This is a genomic window from Rhodoferax sp. GW821-FHT09E07, assembly GCF_059416145.1.
Genome location: NZ_JBWKOP010000005.1, coordinates 1 through 17,660, shown reverse-complemented (window position 1 = coordinate 17,660; position 17,660 = coordinate 1). Strand labels below are relative to the sequence as shown.

The window sequence follows — 17,660 nt, the reverse complement described above, 5'->3', positions numbered from 1 at the left end:
CGCCGGCCGGCGCTGCAAACTTGCCGTCAGGCGGGTGGCGCATGATGGCGTTTTTGCATTCCCCACCGGAGACTTGATGAGACTGGCGCTGCTGTCGGACATTCACGGCAATATCCAGGCGCTGGACGCCTGCCTGGCCCACGCCCGCGCGCAGCAGACGCAGCGCTTTGCCTTTCTGGGCGACATGGTGGGTTACGGTGCCAACCCGGCGCAAGTGGTGGAGCGCGTCATGCTGCTCACCGAGGAAGGTGCCATTGTGCTCAAGGGCAACCACGACGAGATGGCCGTGAACCCACCGCCCGTGGTGAAGACCGTGGGCGACAGCACTGCCGCCTGGACGCACCATCAGCTATCCGACACGCAGCGGCAGTGGATCGATGCGCTGCCACTCACCCAGCACCTGGATACTGTGCTGCTGGTGCATGCCAGTGCCGATGCGCCCGAGCTCTGGCGCTATGTGTACGACCAGCGCGCCGCCACCGCCAGCCTGAACGCCGCCACCCAGTGGAGCGGCGTGCGCTATGTGTTCGGCGGCCATGTGCACCTGCAAACCCTGTACTACCGCGGCGCTACCGATGGGCTGATGATGTTCATCCCCCAGCCCGGTGTGGCCGTGCCGGTTCCCAAACACCGGCAGTGGTTGTCCACCGTCGGCTCCGTGGGCCAACCACGCGATGGAAACCCGCAAGCCATGTATGCCCTGCTGGACACCGAGCGCGCCCAGCTCACCTTTCACCGCGTGCCATATGACCACGGCGCAGCCGCCCAGGCTATCCGCCGCGCGGGCTTGCCAGAGTTCTTTGCCCACCGTCTGGAGGAGGGCCGATGAAACTGCTGGAGCCAGGCGCCGAGCTGGACGGATTCACCATCGAGGAGTGCATCCATTCGGGTGGCATGGCGCACATTTACCGCGTGGTCTACGCCGATGGCCGCCCCGGCCCGGGCTTTGCCATGGCCATGAAGGTGCCACGCATGACCGCCGGCGACGGGGCCGAGAACATCGTCAGCTTCGAAGTGGAATGCCAGATCATGCAAACCTTGCACGGCAACACCACGCCGCGCTTTGTGGCTGCGGGCGACCTGCAGCGCGTGCCCTACCTGGTGATGGAGTATGTGCCTGGCCACACCCTGCAGCGCTGGCTGGATGGCCCACAACCCGTGGCGCTGGACACCATCCCCAAACTGGGCGCCGCCATGGCCCGCGCGGCCCACGCGCTGCACCAGCAGAACGCCGTGCACCTGGACCTGAAACCCGCCAACGTGCTGATCCGCGAGGACGGCAGCGCCGTGCTGCTGGACTTTGGCCTGTCGTGCCACGCGCACTACCCCGACCTGCTGGCCGAGCAGTTGCGCAAGGCCGTGGGCTCGCCTGCGTGGATCGCGCCCGAGCAGGTGGTGGGCGTGCGCGGCGACCCGCGTAGCGACGTGTTTGCCATCGGTGTAATGCTGTACCAGCTCTGCACCGGGGAACTACCGTTTGGCGAGCCGCAAACCGCAGCCGGCCTGCGCCAGCGCCTGTGGATGGACCCCACACCACCGCGCAAACTGCGCCCAGACCTGCCGGCCTGGTTGCAGGAGGTAGTGCTGCGCTGCCTGGAGCCCGAAGCCGCCAAGCGCTACCCCTCGGCCGCCCACTTGGCGTTTGACCTGAGCCACCCCACCCAGGTGAACATCACCCAGCGCGGCACCGACACCGTGGGCACGCCGTTTCGCACGCACTTCAAACGCTGGCTCAAGGCGGCGGGCATGCACTACCAGCCCAGCCCCCTGCCTTCCTCGCAGCAGGTGCAGGAGGTGCCCATCGTCATGGTGGCGGTGCCGCACAAGGACACTACCGACGCCACGCTGTACTCGCTGCGCGAGGCCGTGGCCCGCGCACTGGGCACCCGGCCCGGCGCGCGGCTGGCCTGCGTCACGGTCATCAGCAGCAGCCAGACCAGTGCCACCGATGACGACCAGAGCGAAACCAATGTGCACCGCCGCCACCTGACCGCCTTGCGCCAATGGGCCCAGCCGCTCGACCATCCGGGCCACCAGACTTCCTGCCATGTGCTGGAGAGCGGCGACGTGGCCCAGGCCCTGCTGGACTACGCACGTGGCAACAACGTCAGCGTCATCGTCATGGGCGCCGCCACCCATGGCCTGAAGACCCAGCGCTTTGTGGCCACCGTACCCATCAAGGTGGCCATGGAAGCCCCTTGCACCATCATCCTCGTCAAGCAGAGCCTGCCGTTTGAACAGCTGGGCGATGTGCCCCACAAGGCACCCGCACCGGCCGGTGGCTATTCGGATTCGGACGCCGACAGCGCCGCGCCCAAGCTCTATGGCGACGACCTGGGGCCGCTGGGCTAAGCCACCTGCGCGTGCAAGGACAAGCCCGCAGACGACAATCGGGGCATGCACAGCACCACGGGCACTGCCCTTCACCCCTTTGAACCCCTGACTCCCGACCTGGTGCTGGACGCACTGGACAGCGTGGGCCTGCGCGGCGATGGCCGCCTCACCGCCCTGTCGTCGTATGAAAACCGCGTCTACCAGGTGCAACTGGAGGACGGTGCACCGGTGGTGGCCAAGTTCTACCGGCCCGAACGCTGGACCGATGCGCAAATCCAGGAAGAGCACGACTTTGCCGCCGAACTGATGGCGGATGAAATTCCGGCCGTGGGACCCCTGGTGTTGAACGGACAGACCTTGCACCACTTTGGCGGCTTCTCTTTCAGCGTGAGCCCACGCCGCGGCGGGCGCCCGCCCGAGCTGGACGATGGCGAGGTGCTGGAGTGGATTGGCCGCTTTCTCGCGCGCATCCACGCCGTGGGCGCCAAGCGCCCCTTCGTGCACCGCCCGGCGCTGGACGTGCAAACCTTTGCGATTGAGCCCATGCAGTGGCTGCTGGCCAACCACATGGTGCCGCTGGATGTGCAGGGCCCCTGGGCCCAGCGCTGCCAGGAAGCTATCGATTTAATAGCTGCCCGCGCAGATATGGCGGGGGCTAGCGGCCAAAATAAGTCCAATAGCAGCGGCATACGCCAGTTGCGTCTGCATGGCGACTGCCACCCTGGCAACATTCTCTGGACCCCCACTGATGTGGCTGCCAGTGCAGGCCCCGGCCCACACTTTGTGGACCTGGACGACACACGCACCGGCCCCGCCGTGCAAGACCTGTGGATGCTGCTGAGCGGTGACCGCCAGCAGCGCACCCGCCAGTTGGGCATGCTGGTGGACGGCTACGAGCAGTTCCGCGAATTCGACCGCGCCGAGTTGGCACTGATCGAACCGCTGCGCACGCTGCGCCTGATCCACTACAGCGCCTGGCTGGCGCGGCGCTGGACCGACCCCACCTTCCCCGCCAACTTTCCCTGGTTTGGCAGCAGCGACTACTGGAAGGGCCAGATCCTGATGTTGGAAGAGCAGATCGAGGCGATGCAGGAAGACTCGTTGGTGGTCTGATTACGGAGCTATTCGGGGGCACCGCAGTGCGCCACATCACTCTACGTTTTGAGGGGCGGTGGGAAAACGAGCGACCAATTCATTCCACGCTTTTCGGGTTTCATAAAAGTCGTAGAAGGCAAACACCGCAACCGCGCCGCACAGTATGGCCAAGCCTGCCGCTGGCCCACCACTAGGCGCGGCGTGTGCGTAAACCCATAGCAATTCGAAAGCAACCACGCTACTCATTGAACAAATCAGGAAAGTCCTCAAACCAAGATCGGACATATCAGGACCCACCAATTTCCCGGTGTCGTTGTCAAACCATCCAACCAGCGTTGACCAATTTCCTTTTTTTCGAAGTACCGCCACCACGGACTGCCCGACGGCAATGTCTTGCCTTCCCGGAATAGTTGCGCCTTTGTAAGCAACAGATTGGGCGACGAACCCAAAATCCGTGTAGACACCCGCACGGGTCACACGTTTTCTGACGTAGAGAATTTGGTCAAACTGGACTGGTTGTAGCGGCATTTGTGATCTCAGGTTGCACCTCAAGAGCGCGTTCAAGTTTAGGCGGAATGCCCCAACAAAGCCGCGGCTACACTGACGCCAGTTCTTGCACCGCAACATTTCCCATGCCCGACGCCCATTTGCCGCCTGCACACGCCTGGTGGATCCTGACCCACATGGGTGCCTCCAGCTTGCTGCTCCCGGCGTTGCTGCTGGTGCTCGGTGGCATGTGGGAATCTGGCGCACACGATGCGGCGCGGCGCTACCTGCTGCGCTTGGTGGCGGCAGTCGGCATCACGGTGGTGAGCAAGTGCCTGTTCTTTGGCTGGGGCATTGGCATTGCGGCGCTGGATTTCACGGGCGTGAGCGGCCACACGCTCTTGGCCACCAGCATCCTTCCGGTGCTGTTACGCGGCATTCCCTGGCCCGCGCTGCAAGCGCGTGGCGGTGGCGCAGCTTTGGGCGGATTGCTGGCGCTGGTGGTGGGCATCTCCCGGGTAGCAGTCCACGCGCACAGCGTGAGCGAAGTGGTGGCGGGCTGGATTCTGGGCGCTGCGGTCAGCTGGCCCACAGTGCGCCAGCTGGCGCCGCTGGCCTTGACCCACTGGGCCAGCAAAGTGGCGCCGCTGGTGTTGCTGCTGGCACTGAACACCTCGACCGCCACCTACCTGCCTACCCACGACATTGAAGTGCGCCTGGCGCTGCTGGTCTCCGGCCAGGGCAAGCCCTTTGCACGGCACCACCTGCACCAGCAGCGGCCAGCAGCCGCACCCGTCAGCCCAGCACGTCCTTGACGCCGTAGCGCGGCGCGTAGCCCAAGAGGCGCGCCGCCTTGGCATGCGAGATCAGCGGGTCGGTGCCCGCAAAGCCCGGTGCGAACTCGGTCACCTCGGGCCAGAATTCGGCCAGCAACTTGCGGCCGTCCTGGCCGGTCCAGTTGTGCGGGCCGGTGATGAAGAAGGCCTCGTGCTTGTTCTCCAACTCCACTTCCAGCGCCAGGCGGTGGGCCGTGGCCACATCGCGCGCATCCACAAAGGTCCAGAGGTTCTTGTACCAGTTGGCGTACTCGGCCACCAGTGTCCGGTAGAAGGGGCGCTGCGCATCGTCGGGCAGCCAGACCCAGGGCATGCGCAGGCACACGGTGCGCATGCCATAGCGCTCGGTGTAGGTCTTGCAGATCTGTTCGCTCACCACCTTGCTCAGGCCATAGGGGTCTTGCGGGCGTGCGGCGTGGGCTTCGTCCACGGGAATGTAGAGCGGTGCGAGCCGGTGCGTGGCAAACGCAAAACCCATGGTCGATTCGCTGGAGGTGAACACCACCTTGCCAATGCCATGCTGGGCCGCAGCCTCCAGCACATTGAAGGTGCCGTTCACATTCACGTCGAACACGCGTTTGGCCGGGTCGTTCAGCGGGTGCGGAATGCCCGCCACATGCATGACCGCGTCATAGCCCGCCATGGCTTGCACCACCGCGTCCAGCTGCAGCACGTCTACCGCGTGGTGCACCACGTCGCTGCGTGCAGGGGCGGAAAGATCCAGGACACCGACCTGGTAATCGTGGTGCACCAGATCGTCGACTACGTATTTGCCGACGGCACCGGTGCCGCCTGTGACGAGAATTTTCATACAACGGATGGTAGTGGTTGCGGGCGCCAGGCTCAAGTCACTATCAAAACAGGAGCTACTCGCGCAATATGGACGGGGGCTAGTACCCTATTTCCTTTGAAGATTCTGACGCACGAAGACCAGCAGGCTCAACACGGCCACCGCCGCCAGCCCCCACTGCGCGGGCTGGTTCTCGGCAAAGTCCAGCTCTTCGGTCAGCAGGTGAAAAACCGCCAGCGCCACCAGGGCGGCGACCAGACGCAGGCTCCAGGCGGTGGGCACATAGTGGCGCGGGTCCAGCCGCATCCACAGCTGGTGGCCGAGCAGGCCCGACAGCAGGCCCAGGCTGGCTCCCACGGCCACATCGCCGGGCCAGTGCGCGCCCACGGCAATGCGTGACAGACCCGTACCCATGGCCAGCAGCCACAGCCAGGCATGGCGGCGGCGCTGCACGGGGGTGAGCGCGAAGAAGATGCCGGCCGCCACTGCGAATGCGGTCAGCGTGTGGCCCGACGGCATGGAAACGTTGTGCAACAGCTCGCCCACCACGCGCATCTGGCTGTTGTCCACCACGGCAGCGGGGCGCGGGCTTTCAATGAAAAACTTGCCCGTGCGTGCAAACAGGATCGCAAACGGGGCGGCGCACAGCCAGGCCCACATCAGGCGCGGCGCCAGCACCAGCAGCGGCGCCGTGACGCCCAGAATGCCCCAACCATTGCCCAGCAGCGACAAGCCCGTCCATACCGGCGCAGCCACCGGCGCACACCACTGGTTGATAGCGATGAACATCGCGGGTTCCCACACCTGCAACCACAGCGGCGCGCCCACCACGAACAGCACCAGCGGCAACCACCACACCCAGCGGGCAACCGGGCTGCTGAGGGCATGGGGCAAAGGAGGGGGAGCAAACATGGGCAGGTTCAAGAGGTGGGCGCGAGTGTAAGGCGTGGTTGGGGCGCACCGGACCAGCCACGGCAATCGTAGAAACGGAAACTGGCCAGTGGCATACCCCAGTGGCTGGTGTGCAGCGTGTCCAGCAACGTACAGCTGGCAAAGCCATGCGGCGCCGCGGGTACCTCGTACGCCATGTAGGACCAGTCCACCAGCAACGTGTTGCCCCCCACGGGCAGGTCTCCGGCCCACAGGCTGAACTGGCTCAGCCCATCTTCGAGCACATGCACGGGCAACGGTCGTGCATACCAGCCCAGGCGGCTGGCCAGCGTCCAGTTCTGCACGGCCACACTGTTCAGTTGCTGCTGGGCGGCCAGGGCTTGGGCGCGGGTCCCTGCGGCCTGCCATCCATGCAGATCGGCAAACGGGTTGGGCTGCGGTGCCACAGCCGCGGCGCTGCCCGCCACCAGCGGCCAGCCCGCGCTAAGCATCAGCCCCAGCAGTGCCACACAGGCCAGTGCCTGCAGCCCAGCCAACCCCACAATTGCCCAGCGGCGCCCTGCCTGCCACCCAGTGGCCACGCCCCAGCCCGCGAATGGGGCCAAGGCCACCCAGGCGGGCGCGGTCCAGTGCGGCAAGCTGGAGCCTCCACCGGACAGGTAGGTAAAGATGGCAAACGGCAGCGCAAAAAACAGCAACAACCAAACGGCCTGCCCCGTGCTGCGCCGCCAACCCACCCAGCCCAGCAGCAACAGCGGACCATAGGCCAACAGCTGCGTCAACAGGAAGCGCAGCACGTGCTGCACGTGCCAGACGCTGCCCTTGCCGTGTGCCACCTGATAGGTGAACGAGATCCAGCCGTTCTGCGCATTCCACACCGCCACCGGCACCACCACGAGCACCGCCAGCGCCAGTGCCGCCCACAACCAGGGCTTGCGCAGCACGGCCATGCCATGTGCGGCGAGCAGGCAAACGCCCACCGCCACTGCGGTGAACACGGCGGTGTATTTGGACAACCCCGCCAGCCCCAGCAGTCCGCCCAGCAACAACCAGGCGCCGGGGGTACCGGCAGTGGGGGATTGCACCAGGGCCCAGGTCTGCCACATCAGCGCCACGGTCAGTGCCATGAGCAAGGTGTCGGGCAAGAGCCCTATGCCCAGGATATGCAGCAGCGGCGCCAGCGCCAGCGCCCATACGGCCGCGAGCGCAGCCTGCGGTGCCATGGGGCTGGGGGCGAAGATGCGCAGCGTCAACCGGTATACACCCCATACCGTGGCCAGCCATAGCAGGCCGGGCAGCAGGCGCAGTGCGGCCACTGGCGCGCCCATAGTGACCAAGGGCCATTGCAGCCAGCCCACCAGAGGCGGGTGGTCAAAGTAGCTCAGCGCCGGGTGGGTGGCATACAGCAGGTAGTGCGCCTCGTCCACCGAGAGGCCTAGGGCCGCGCCCAACAGGGCGTGCAGGGCGAACACAGCCCACAGCACATGGCCTGCACGGGCACCGGCATGGGGCGGGAACAAAATTTGCAAGGGGAAGTCAGAGGAAAATGGAAACCCCCGCAGTCTAATCTGCGCCTTCTATTCCCCACACCAAGGAACCCCATGCCCACCTACCATGTTGAACTGCTGGAAGGCCGCACCCAGGAGCAAAAGAAAAAGCTCGTGGACGAAGTGACCCGCGTCACCGTTGAAACCCTGGGCTGCTCGCCCGAGGCAGTGGACATCATCTTCGTGGACGTCAAGCGCGACAACTGGGCGACGGGCGGCAAGTTCTGGAGCGAGCCCCGCGCATAAGCACAGACAGATTTCGCATAGCGCCAGCCGCCCCCAGCCACCACCCCGGAGTACACTGTTTCCATGTGCCAACTGCTTGGGATGAACAGCCATTTGCCGGCCAGCCTGACGCTGAGCTTCACCGGCTTTTCACAGCGCGGCGGCTGTACCGACCACCACGCAGATGGCTGGGGCATTGCCTTCTTCGAGAGCGAGGGCGACCTGCCCGGCAAAGCGGCACGGCATTTTGTGGACAAGGAAAGCGCATCCACCTCGCCCATTGCGAAGATGCTCAAGTCCTACCCCATCAAGAGCCACAATGTGGTGGCCCATGTGCGCAAGGCCACGGTGGGCGCGGTCACGCTGGAAAACTGCCACCCCTTTACCCGTGAACTCTGGGGCCGCTATTGGGTGTTTGCCCACAACGGTGACCTCAAGGAATTCAACCCGCCGTTGCACGGCAGTTTCAAACCCGTAGGCACCACCGACAGCGAGCTGGCGTTTTGCTGGCTGCTGCAGGAACTCAACAAATCGCACGCCTCGGTGCCTTCGGTCGAAGAACTGACCCAGACCCTGGCCGAGCTGGTGCCCAAGATTGCGCGGCACGGCACCTTCAACTTCTTGCTGAGCAACGGCCAGGCCCTGTGGGCACATGCGAGTACCAAGCTTTGCTACGTGGTGCGTCAGCACCCGTTCAGCGAAGTGCAGCTCAAGGACGAAGATGTGACGGTAGACCTGTCCCAGCTCAACGGCCCCGATGACCGGCTGGTGATTGTGGTGACCGAGCCACTCACCACCAACGAGGCCTGGGTGGCCATGGAGGCAGGCGAACTTCACGCCTTTGTGGATGGCCAGCCTCTCACCCGCAAGGTATGCAAAGCCACGCTGATTGCCGCCGCGGCAGCCGCTGCGGCCCAGCGCGAAGCAGAAGAGGCTGCCAGAGCCTCAGCCCTGGCAGCCCCTGCTGCGGTGTAAAGATGCAGCGGGCCACTGGCCCGCCAGCCCTCAGGGCTTGCAGCCGTACTGGCCTTTCTTGGTGTTCTCAAAGTAGCTCAGGTCGCCCTTGCACACGGGTTTTTCGGCAGGCAGTGCCGTACCAGCCTTGGCGGCACAGGTGAAGGACCCGGTCTTGGCGTTGAGCTTGCCAGACAGCTTCCAACCCTTGGCGCAGACATCGGCCGGTTTCAATGGAACAGGCTTGGCCGGAGCGACGGGGCCCGCCACCGTAATGTCCACGGCCTTTTCCTGGCCCGAGCAGTTCGGGTGGTTTTGCACATTCTTGCCGCCCAGGGTCACATGGTAGCCACCGGCCTTGGCATAGGTGTGGGTGAGTACCAAGGGTGTGGCGTTGCTCACATCGCTCACAGCGTCCTGCTGTGTGCCATCTCCAAAGCCCACCACAAAGCCGCAGTAGTTGCCGTTGATAACGTCAATGGTGGCAGTGACTGTCACCGGCTCGCCCACTTTGGCAGCCATGGGGCTTGCAGTAATGCCGCCCAGCACCTGCGCCTGCGCGCTCAGGGCGAAACACGAGAGGGTGGCAACGGTGGCACAAAGGGTAGAAAAACGCATGGTGGGCTCCTTGGAAATGAAACAGAAGGCTACCACGAAGGCTGGCGGCCGTCTGCCACACACACTTCCAGCTTAGTACTGGCGCTTCTTCAGCAACCGCGCTTGAATGACCACCACCACAAGAAGAAAGACACCGCGCACCACGGATTGCCAATAGGAGGACAGCGTGAACTGACCCAGACCGTTCTCGAAGTTCAGCAGGTTGAAGATCAAACCCAGCAGCACCACGCCCACCATAGTGGCGGCAATGGAACCCGCACCACCACTGAGCAGCGTACCCCCCACCACCACCGCGGAGATGGCGAACAGGTCCCAGCCCATGCCCTCGTTGGGCTGGCCTGAGCCTTGGGCGGCGAGGAACACACCCGCCAGGCCGGCCAGCGTACCCGACAACACATACACCAGCAACAGCTTGCGGTTCACGTTCAGCCCCATGAGCTTGGAGGCTTCTTCGCTGCCGCCAATGGCCAGCGTGTGGCGGCCAAACGCGGTGTACATATGGGCCACGCCCGCCAGGATCAGCACCAGCAGCAGCACCCACATGGGCACCGGGATGCCAAGCCAGTCACCCTGGCCAAAGTCGGTAAAGCCAGTGTCATACGAGGGCGACACGGCCTGGTTGTCGGCCAGCAGCAAGGCCAGGCCGTGGGCTGCCAGCGTCATCGCCAGCGTGGCGATGAAGGGCTGGATGCGCAGACGCGTGATCACCAGGCCGTTCACCAAGCCACAGGCGCTACCCGCCAGTGTGCCAGCCGCCACCGCCAGCCACGCGTTGTGCGGCGATAGCAATGCAGACACCACCGAGCCCAGTGCGGCCACCGTGCCCACCGACAGGTCGATACCACCGGTCATGATGACAAAGGCCATGCCGATGGAGATCAGCGCGAACATGGTGTTGTAGCGGCCGAATTCCAGCAGGTTGTAGGCACTGAAGAAATTCTCGTAACGCAGCGCGCCAAACAAAAACAGCAGTGCCACCACGACGGACACGCCAATGAGTTCTTTGTTTTTCATCACTTCTTTTGCACCCACACAGCCACAACAATGATGGCGGCCTTGGCCACCATGGCCGCCGCGTCCGGTACGCCGTGCGCCAGCAGGGTATAGCGCATCAGCTGAATGATCAGGGCCCCGATCAGGGTGCCGAAAATACGGGCCCGCCCGCCGCTGAGCAGCGTGCCGCCCACAGCCGTCGCGGCAATCGCATCCAGCTCCATCCCCAAGCCGTTCTGGTTGGCATCGGACGAGGAATTGATGGACACCGTGATGAGCCCCGCCAGACCGGCCAGTGCACCGCAAAGCGCATACACCAGTACTTTGATGCGCACCGCCGGAATGCCGGTCAGGCGTGCGGCCTTCTCGTTGCCACCCGTGGCCACGATGAAGCGGCCAAACACCGTGTGCCGCAACACCCACGATGCGAGGCCCACGATCACCAGCATCAGCAGCACCTGCACCGGCACGCCCAACAACTGGCCCTTGCCCAGCACGGCAAAGCCCGGGTTGTCAAAGCTCTGCAGGTTGCCGTTGGTCAGAACCTGCGCCACACCGCGGCCCGCAATGAACAGCACCAGCGTCGCCACAATGGGCTGGATGCCAAAGCCGCTGACCAGCCAGCCGTTGAAGCAGCCGCAGGCCGCGGCCACCGCGATCGGAATCACGATGCTGGCGACCAGACCGCCGCCACCGGGCATGGCCTGAAAGATCAGCGGTGCCAGCGTGCCAGCAATCGCCATCAGGGCCCCCACGGACAGGTCAATGCCGCCCGTCGCAATCACCAGCGTCATGCCAACGCCCACGATCACGATGGTGGTGACCTGGGTCAGATTCACGTTCAGGGTTTGCAGGGACAGAAAACTCTCGGTGAACAACAGGTTAAACACCACCAACAGCGCCAGCGCCAGCAGCGCCCCGCCTTGAACCAGCCAATGACGCACACGCGCTCCTGAAGAAACTTTAGACATGCACAGCACCCTCCTGCGCAGAGTCCGCGCCCCGCCCTTCGGCGATGGCGGACATGATGGCGTGCTCGCTCAGATCGTCACCGCGCAACTCGGCAATGCTCGCGCCGTCACGGATCACCACCACGCGGTCGCTCATGCTGACCAGTTCTTCGAGCTCGGAGGCGGACATCAGAATGCCCACCCCGGTGGCTGCCAGGCCATGGATCAGATTCGCAATATCAGCCTTGGCCCCCACGTCGATACCGCGTGTGGGCTCGTCCAGCAACAGCAGCCGCGGTGACAGGGCCAGCCAACGTGCCAGCAACACCTTTTGCTGGTTGCCGCCCGACAGCTCGCGTATGGGCTGCTCAGGGCCAGAGGTTTTGATGCCCAGGCGCGCGATGAAATCGTCCACGATCTTCAGCTGCGCCGCACGGTCCACCACCCCCAGGCGCGCCAGCTGCGGCAGCATCACCATGGTCATGTTCTCGCGCACCGAGAGGTCGGGGAAGATGCCCTCGATCTTGCGGTCTTCCGACAGGTAGGCGATGCCCTTGGCAATCGCATCGGCTGGGTCGTTGAAATCCACACGCTGCTGCTCAAACCGCAGGCCGCCGGAATCGGGCCGGTCAGCGCCGAACACAGCGCGCATGGTCTCGGTGCGGCCGGAGCCCAGCAGGCCGGCCAGGCCCACGGTTTCGCCCGCACCCACATTGAGCGAGATGCCGCGCAGGCGCGGCGCCACATGCAGGGACTCCACGCCCAGCAGGTCTGCGCGCGGGCCGGCATCGGCCGCGGCGGCCAGCTTGCCATGCGCCACCGACAGTTCCTTGCCCAGCATGGTGGTCACCAGGTCCAGCTTGGAGATATCGGCCATGGGTGACACGTGCACGGTCTGGCCGTCGCGCATCACGGTCACGCGGTCGCAGATGGCGTAGAGCTCGTCCAGACGGTGGGAGACAAACACGACGGCACGGCCGTCCTGCTTGAGCTTGCGGATCACACCGAAAAGCACCTCGACCTCGCGGTCGTCCAGGCTGGAGGTGGACTCGTCCATGATGACCAGCTTGGCGCCCACCGACACGGCGCGCGCAATGGCGACCATCTGCTGCGAGGCGGTGGACAGGCTGGAGACAGGCTTGCGCACATCCACCGACAGCCCAACGGAGGCCACGACCTGCTCGGCCTCGCGGTGAACGCGGGCCCAATCGATGAGGCCGAAGCGGCGCGGTTCGCGCCCCAAAAAAATGTTCTCTGCCACGGAGGCAAAAGGCACTAGGTTGATTTCCTGGTAAATAGTGCTGACGCCGCTTTCGCGCGCCTGCTTGGGAGACCGGAAGCGCACGGGGGCGCCATCAAAGCGGATCTGTCCGCGGTCCTGGGGGCCGTCCAGCGCATAGGCGCCGGTCACGACCTTGATCATGGTGGACTTGCCCGCGCCGTTTTGCCCGATCAGGGCATGCACTTCCCCGGCATACAGCTGCAGGGACGCATCGCGCAAGGCGGGTACGCCGGCAAAATATTTGTGGATGCCCTGCATGGACAGCAGCGGCTCGCTGGCGGAGTTCACAGTGGTCTGGTTCCTGGATGGGCAACAAATGCCGGGTCAACTAGTGCACATGGCGGCGCCAGAAACTGGCGCCGCCATGACGTCAAACAACCTTAGTGCGGAGACTCAGGATCAGAAGCCTTCGGCGAGATCCTTGGCAGCATTGCTGATGTCATAGATCTTGTCTTCCACCTTCACCCAAGTAGGGATCTTCTCGCCCTTGGCAGAAGCCTGGGCAGTCTTGCAGCTGATGGGGCCAAAGTAAGGCGAGGACTGCACGGTGGCAACCATCTTGCCGGCAATGATGGCTTCCAGCGCATTGCGTTGGCCGTCGATGGAGACCACGAAGATGTCCTTACCTGCAACCTTGCCGGCAGCTTCGATGGCGGTGATTGCGCCAACGGCCATTTCGTCGTTGTGGCCGTAGACCGCATTGGCTTCAGGGTGGGCTTGCAGCAGGGTTTGCGCCAGTTGGCGGCCCTTGTCACGGTTGAAGTCACCAGATTGCGAAGCCACGATCTTCATGCCGGGGTTCTTGGCGATTTCGTCGTCAAAGCCCTTCTTGCGATCAGTCGCGGCGGAAGCGCCGGTGCTGCCTTCGAGTTCAATGATGTTGGCCTTGCCGCCGGTGGCTTTCACCAGGGCTTGCGCAGCGCGACGGCCTTGGTCGATGAAGTCGGAACCGATGAAGGTGATGTAGTCCACGCCAGGCTTGGCCAGTTTGTGGTCCACGTCACGGTCAACCAGGATCACGGGGATACCGGCCTTCTTGGCCTTCATCACCGCGGGAATCAGGGGCTTGTCTTCACGGGGAGGGAACACCAACAGGTCGACCTTTTGGGCGATCAGGGAGTCGATGTCGGCCACTTGCTTGGCGGCAGAGCCGCCGGCATCGGTAGTCACCACTTGCCAGCCGCACTTGGCAGCCACGTCCATGAAGCTCTTGGTTTCAGCCAAGCGCCAGGGGTTGTTGCTTTCGGTTTGGGCAAAACCCACTTTGTAGGAAGCCTTCTGAGGGACTTTGGGGGCATCTGCCGCGGAGGCCGAGAAACTGGCCGCGGCCAGCGCCAGTGCGAGAAGTGTGTAGTTGAAGCGCATGATTCCTCTTTGTTGGTAGTTAAACAGAGCCTCCGAACCATTTCGATTGAAGACAAGAGGAATCGTACGGCGAATTAATAATTTTTCTATTGGTGTTATTACTAATATGAATTAATTTTTCGGCGGCCCGACGGTCTCCCGCTCCACCAGTTGCACATCGACCTTGATACGGCGCTTGCGCTGCGGCCCGCCCGTCGCCTCGTCCAACAACAGCTCCACCGCCAAGCGACCCATTTCATAGTTGGGCAACACCAGCGTGGTTAGCGGTGGTCGGGTGTGGCGCGAGATTTCTTGGTCGTCATAGCCAATCACCGACACATCGGCCGGCGCATGCAGCCCCAGCTCTTGCAGAGCCTCCAGACAGCCCACGGCCATCAAGTCATTGGCGCAGAAGATGGCGGTAGGCGGGGCCTCGCTTTTCATGAGCGACAGCGTGCAGTCAAAACCCGTGGCCACCTGCCAATCGCCCTCGCGCACCAGGGCGGGGTTGAAGGCAATGTCGGCGCTGGCCAGCGCGCGGCGGTAGCCCTTGAAACGGTCTTTGGCCGCATCCATCCAGGGCTCACCGTTGATGAAACCAATGCGCTTGTGACCGGCCTTGATCAGGTACTCGGTGGCGGTGTAGCCCCCCACCACCTCCGAGGGAACCACCGAGGAAAACCGCGGCTCGCCGGCCTCGGGCGTGTAACAGTTCAGCAGCACCGTGGGTACGTTGCCCAGCTCGGAGGGTGGCATCGCCTGGCGCGTAAAGATGGTGGAGTAGATCACGCCCACCAGCATGGGGTTGGCCAGCATGGCCTCCAGCACCGCGGACTCGATGTCTTGCTTGGAACGGGTGGCAAACACCGACACCAGTGCGCCCTGGCTCCAGGCTTCATCCTTGGCACCGTCCACCGAAATCACAGGGTGCGGGCTGGTCGAAATCTCATCCACCAGATAGAGCAGCAGCTTGCGTCCATCGCGCACCGCGGGCGCCGCCGCCGACTGTGCCACTCGGCCCGGCGCGGCAGCACTGGCGGCCTTGCGCCCCTCGGGCAGGCGGTAGCCCAACTCGCCAGCCACCCGCAGCACCTTCTGCCGGGTTTCTTCCGACAGCTTGGCGCCCGTCATGGCATTGAGCACCAGGGACACGGTGGACTGCGACACCCCCGCCAGGGTCGCGATGTCGGTCATCGTCGCCCGTTTGGCGGACGTGGAAACCGAGCCTGAAAGTCTCTTTTTTGGTGTATTCATTACTAATAAAGTATGGATTTACATTTTTATGATTAATAATGCAAGCGCTTCCCGCATTCATTCATTAAATCATAAGAGCCGCCCACCCCGCCATGCAGGAGGCGCCTGGAGACACGATGCAGCACAAGGTCGCGCTGGAGCCAGCCAGCCAACAACCGCCGACGGGCACCGCCACGCCCGCAAACACCCGCCCGCGCGGAACGCCAGCACTGCAACTGCTGCAATGGGGCGACCTGCGCGCAGAAGTGGTCCCCGACATTGGGGGCTCGCTGGCCAGCCTGTTCTCAGTACACCCCACCACGGGCGAGCGCCGCCACTGGCTGCGCCCCGCCAGCCCCAAGGGCCTGGCCACCGCAGACCCGCTCCTGATGTCCAGCTTTCCGCTGATCCCCTGGGCCAACCGCATCCGCAACGGGCATTTCGTGTTTGAAGGCCGTAGCATCCAGCTGCAGCCCCACCCGGGCCTGGGGCCGCATGCCATCCACGGCCTGGGCTGGACCACGGCCTGGGACATTGCAGCGCGCTCCCAGTCCCACATCCGCCTACGCATGGCCTACGACGGCTCGGGCGGATGGCCATTCGCCTTTGCCGCCACACAGACCTACACGCTGGACGACCAGGGCCTGCGCATCGACATGGATATCACCAACCTGGGCCAAGAGCGCATGCCAGCCGACATGGGGCACCACCCCTACCTGCCGCACGACAAGGCCGGTGGGGGCACGCGGGTACAAACCCAGGTCACCGGCATGTGGGAGAGCGATACCGATCTGCTGCCCACGCACGTAGCGATCAACCACCCCACCGTGCAGGCCCTGCAGCACGGCATGCTGCTGCGCGACTTCAACCTGGACAACAACTTCACGGGCTTCGGCCGGCAAGCCGAGGTGCAGTGGCCCAATGGCGACCGCCTGCGCATGGAGGCCACCGCGCCCATGGACTACTTCGTCCTCTACTGCCCGCAGGACCAGGCCATCTTCTGCATGGAGCCGGTCTCCAACTGCACGGACTGGTTCAACCTGCGGCACAGCGCACCCGACACGGCCGAACGCGACGCCGGCGGCAATGTGCTGGAACCCGGCCAGACCCTGCGCGGCAGCCTGCGTCTGCAACCCCAAGCCGCGGAGCCTGCCCGCTAGCCACCCTGCTTTCCCCATAACGACAAGGAGACCGTTGGATGAAAATTGCAACCCGCCTCATGCTGCTGGTCGGCATCGTGTCCGTGGTGCTCATAGGCGTGGGCAGCCTGGGCCTCTACGGCATCGGCAAATCCAATGCTGCGCTGAGGGCCGTGTACGAAGGTCGCACCGTGCCCGCGGGGCAGCTGGGGTCCATAGACTCCATGCTCAACGCCAACCGGCTCGCCATCTCGATTGCCTGGATCATGCCCACACCCGAGATGATTGCATCCAGCGCCACCACGGTGGAAACCAACAACGCGGCCATTGCCGATGTGCTCAAGACCTACATGGCCACGGGCCTGAGCGCGGAGGAAAGCAAGCTGGCCCAGACCTTTGTGGAAGACAACCAGAAGTTTGTGCAAAAGGGCCTAGCCCCCGCCGTGGCCGCCTTGCGCGCCACCGACTTCAATGCGGTGAAGCAGATCGTGGTGGAAGTGATTCCGCCGCTGTACACGCCGGTTAAACAAGGCATTGACGCACTGAGCCGGCTGCAGTTGCAAGAGGCGCAAAAGGAATACACCGACGAAGTGGCGCGCTACGCCACCATCCGCGCCGTGTCGATTGCAGCCATCGTGGGCGGCATGGTGTTTGCCGCCCTGTTTGGTTTGGCCATGGCACGGTCCATCAGCCGCCAGCTGGGCGCCGAGCCGCACGAGGCGGCCGTGGTGGCCCACCGTGTGGGTAGCGGTGATTTGAGCGTGGCGATTCCGCTGCAACCGGGTGACCGCACCAGCCTCATGGCTGAGCTGCAGGCCATGCAGACCAGCCTGCTGGCCGTGGTTGCCAGCGTGCGCCAAGGCAGCGAATCGGTCGCCACGGCCAGCGCCGAGATCGCCCAAGGCAACCATGATCTGAGTGCCCGCACTGAACAACAAGCCAG

18 protein-coding genes are annotated in these 17,660 nt (G+C 64.1%); 8 read left to right on the top strand and 10 right to left on the bottom strand.

What is annotated here, in order from left to right:
* Nucleotides 1-76: 76 nt before the first annotated feature.
* From AC07OE_RS10470 to AC07OE_RS10460, 3 genes are read left to right on the top strand one after another with little or no spacing between them, the layout of a single operon-like run.
* Nucleotides 77-829 (top strand): metallophosphoesterase family protein, encoded by a 753-nt coding sequence (locus tag AC07OE_RS10470; protein ID WP_495070510.1) that lies wholly within the window; start codon nucleotides 77-79, stop codon nucleotides 827-829.
* Nucleotides 826-2,352, top strand: a complete 1,527-nt coding sequence (locus tag AC07OE_RS10465; protein ID WP_495070509.1) for a serine/threonine protein kinase — start codon at nucleotides 826-828, stop codon at nucleotides 2,350-2,352. The genes AC07OE_RS10470 and AC07OE_RS10465 overlap by 4 nt, the downstream gene beginning before the upstream one ends.
* 45 nt (nucleotides 2,353-2,397) lie before the next feature.
* The gene (locus AC07OE_RS10460; RefSeq protein ID WP_495070508.1) at nucleotides 2,398-3,447 is read left to right on the top strand and encodes a serine/threonine protein kinase; all 1,050 of its coding nucleotides are present in this window, start codon (nucleotides 2,398-2,400) and stop codon (nucleotides 3,445-3,447) included.
* Nucleotides 3,448-3,483: 36 nt separating this feature from the next.
* Here AC07OE_RS10460 and AC07OE_RS10455 read toward each other — a convergent pair whose 3' ends face one another.
* A complete protein-coding gene (locus AC07OE_RS10455) occupies nucleotides 3,484-3,957 on the bottom strand; it encodes a hypothetical protein (RefSeq protein ID WP_495070507.1) in 474 nt (157 codons plus the stop codon).
* Between the two features lie 104 nt (nucleotides 3,958-4,061).
* Here AC07OE_RS10455 and AC07OE_RS10450 point away from each other — a divergent pair, with 104 nt between their 5' ends.
* Nucleotides 4,062-4,730 (top strand): phosphatase PAP2 family protein, encoded by a 669-nt coding sequence (locus tag AC07OE_RS10450; RefSeq protein ID WP_495070506.1) that lies wholly within the window; start codon nucleotides 4,062-4,064, stop codon nucleotides 4,728-4,730.
* On the opposite strand, the gene AC07OE_RS10445 is transcribed toward AC07OE_RS10450, so the two are convergent.
* The 3 genes from AC07OE_RS10445 to AC07OE_RS10435 all read right to left on the bottom strand — a co-directional run bounded on the left by AC07OE_RS10445 (nucleotide 4,711) and on the right by AC07OE_RS10435 (nucleotide 7,961).
* Nucleotides 4,711-5,562: an NAD-dependent epimerase/dehydratase family protein gene (locus tag AC07OE_RS10445; RefSeq protein ID WP_495070505.1), complete on the bottom strand. Its 852-nt coding sequence runs from the start codon at nucleotides 5,560-5,562 to the stop codon at nucleotides 4,711-4,713. The two genes, AC07OE_RS10450 and AC07OE_RS10445, sit on opposite strands and share 20 nt — an antisense overlap.
* 87 nt (nucleotides 5,563-5,649) lie before the next feature.
* Nucleotides 5,650-6,453 carry a phosphatase PAP2 family protein gene (locus tag AC07OE_RS10440; RefSeq protein ID WP_495070504.1) on the bottom strand — a complete coding sequence of 268 codons (804 nt, stop codon included), beginning with the start codon at nucleotides 6,451-6,453 and terminating at the stop codon, nucleotides 5,650-5,652.
* Between the two features lie 8 nt (nucleotides 6,454-6,461).
* Nucleotides 6,462-7,961, bottom strand: coding sequence for a glycosyltransferase family 39 protein (locus AC07OE_RS10435; RefSeq protein ID WP_495070503.1), 1,500 nt, complete (start codon nucleotides 7,959-7,961; stop codon nucleotides 6,462-6,464).
* A gap of 72 nt (nucleotides 7,962-8,033) precedes the next feature.
* Between AC07OE_RS10435 and AC07OE_RS10430 the strand changes: the two genes are divergently transcribed.
* Complete coding sequence (locus tag AC07OE_RS10430; protein WP_477888431.1) at nucleotides 8,034-8,225, top strand: 4-oxalocrotonate tautomerase; 192 nt, start codon at nucleotides 8,034-8,036, stop codon at nucleotides 8,223-8,225.
* A 63-nt stretch (nucleotides 8,226-8,288) separates the two neighbouring features.
* Nucleotides 8,289-9,179, top strand: coding sequence for a class II glutamine amidotransferase (locus AC07OE_RS10425; RefSeq protein ID WP_495070502.1), 891 nt, complete (start codon nucleotides 8,289-8,291; stop codon nucleotides 9,177-9,179).
* Nucleotides 9,180-9,209: 30 nt separating this feature from the next.
* Here AC07OE_RS10425 and AC07OE_RS10420 read toward each other — a convergent pair whose 3' ends face one another.
* The 6 genes from AC07OE_RS10420 to AC07OE_RS10395 form a co-directional block, all read right to left on the bottom strand.
* On the bottom strand, nucleotides 9,210-9,776 hold the full coding sequence (locus AC07OE_RS10420; RefSeq protein ID WP_495070501.1) for a PKD domain-containing protein: 567 nt from the start codon (nucleotides 9,774-9,776) through the stop codon (nucleotides 9,210-9,212).
* Between the two features lie 72 nt (nucleotides 9,777-9,848).
* Nucleotides 9,849-10,790, bottom strand: a complete 942-nt coding sequence (locus tag AC07OE_RS10415; RefSeq protein WP_495070500.1) for an ABC transporter permease — start codon at nucleotides 10,788-10,790, stop codon at nucleotides 9,849-9,851.
* The gene (locus AC07OE_RS10410; protein ID WP_495070499.1) at nucleotides 10,790-11,740 is read right to left on the bottom strand and encodes an ABC transporter permease; all 951 of its coding nucleotides are present in this window, start codon (nucleotides 11,738-11,740) and stop codon (nucleotides 10,790-10,792) included. The genes AC07OE_RS10415 and AC07OE_RS10410 overlap by 1 nt, the downstream gene beginning before the upstream one ends.
* Complete coding sequence (locus tag AC07OE_RS10405) at nucleotides 11,733-13,259, bottom strand: sugar ABC transporter ATP-binding protein (protein ID WP_495070907.1); 1,527 nt, start codon at nucleotides 13,257-13,259, stop codon at nucleotides 11,733-11,735. Before AC07OE_RS10405 ends, AC07OE_RS10410 begins: the two co-directional genes overlap by 8 nt.
* A gap of 141 nt (nucleotides 13,260-13,400) precedes the next feature.
* Nucleotides 13,401-14,366 carry an ABC transporter substrate-binding protein gene (locus AC07OE_RS10400; protein WP_495070498.1) on the bottom strand — a complete coding sequence of 322 codons (966 nt, stop codon included), beginning with the start codon at nucleotides 14,364-14,366 and terminating at the stop codon, nucleotides 13,401-13,403.
* 111 nt (nucleotides 14,367-14,477) lie between these two features.
* The gene (locus AC07OE_RS10395; protein WP_495070497.1) at nucleotides 14,478-15,539 is read right to left on the bottom strand and encodes a LacI family DNA-binding transcriptional regulator; all 1,062 of its coding nucleotides are present in this window, start codon (nucleotides 15,537-15,539) and stop codon (nucleotides 14,478-14,480) included.
* Between the two features lie 176 nt (nucleotides 15,540-15,715).
* Here AC07OE_RS10395 and AC07OE_RS10390 point away from each other — a divergent pair, with 176 nt between their 5' ends.
* Both AC07OE_RS10390 and AC07OE_RS10385 read left to right on the top strand, forming a co-directional pair.
* Entirely contained in the window at nucleotides 15,716-16,738 is a 1,023-nt protein-coding gene (locus AC07OE_RS10390; RefSeq protein WP_495070496.1) for an aldose 1-epimerase, read from the top strand.
* A 38-nt stretch (nucleotides 16,739-16,776) separates the two neighbouring features.
* The coding region (locus AC07OE_RS10385; protein ID WP_495070495.1) for a Tar ligand binding domain-containing protein at nucleotides 16,777-17,660 on the top strand (884 nt) is incomplete at its 3' end.

Coding starts and splice junctions, on each gene's coding strand:
- AC07OE_RS10470 (WP_495070510.1), top strand. CDS start 77: ATGAGACTGGCGCTGCTGTCGGACATTCACGGCAATATCCAGGCGCTG.
- AC07OE_RS10465 (WP_495070509.1), top strand. CDS start 826: ATGAAACTGCTGGAGCCAGGCGCCGAGCTGGACGGATTCACCATCGAG.
- AC07OE_RS10460 (WP_495070508.1), top strand. CDS start 2,398: ATGCACAGCACCACGGGCACTGCCCTTCACCCCTTTGAACCCCTGACT.
- AC07OE_RS10455 (WP_495070507.1), bottom strand. CDS start 3,957: ATGCCGCTACAACCAGTCCAGTTTGACCAAATTCTCTACGTCAGAAAA.
- AC07OE_RS10450 (WP_495070506.1), top strand. CDS start 4,062: ATGCCCGACGCCCATTTGCCGCCTGCACACGCCTGGTGGATCCTGACC.
- AC07OE_RS10445 (WP_495070505.1), bottom strand. CDS start 5,562: ATGAAAATTCTCGTCACAGGCGGCACCGGTGCCGTCGGCAAATACGTA.
- AC07OE_RS10440 (WP_495070504.1), bottom strand. CDS start 6,453: ATGTTTGCTCCCCCTCCTTTGCCCCATGCCCTCAGCAGCCCGGTTGCC.
- AC07OE_RS10430 (WP_477888431.1), top strand. CDS start 8,034: ATGCCCACCTACCATGTTGAACTGCTGGAAGGCCGCACCCAGGAGCAA.
- AC07OE_RS10425 (WP_495070502.1), top strand. CDS start 8,289: ATGTGCCAACTGCTTGGGATGAACAGCCATTTGCCGGCCAGCCTGACG.
- AC07OE_RS10420 (WP_495070501.1), bottom strand. CDS start 9,776: ATGCGTTTTTCTACCCTTTGTGCCACCGTTGCCACCCTCTCGTGTTTC.
- AC07OE_RS10415 (WP_495070500.1), bottom strand. CDS start 10,790: ATGAAAAACAAAGAACTCATTGGCGTGTCCGTCGTGGTGGCACTGCTG.
- AC07OE_RS10410 (WP_495070499.1), bottom strand. CDS start 11,740: ATGTCTAAAGTTTCTTCAGGAGCGCGTGTGCGTCATTGGCTGGTTCAA.
- AC07OE_RS10405 (WP_495070907.1), bottom strand. CDS start 13,259: ATGCAGGGCATCCACAAATATTTTGCCGGCGTACCCGCCTTGCGCGAT.
- AC07OE_RS10400 (WP_495070498.1), bottom strand. CDS start 14,366: ATGCGCTTCAACTACACACTTCTCGCACTGGCGCTGGCCGCGGCCAGT.
- AC07OE_RS10395 (WP_495070497.1), bottom strand. CDS start 15,539: ATGACCGACATCGCGACCCTGGCGGGGGTGTCGCAGTCCACCGTGTCC.
- AC07OE_RS10390 (WP_495070496.1), top strand. CDS start 15,716: ATGCAGCACAAGGTCGCGCTGGAGCCAGCCAGCCAACAACCGCCGACG.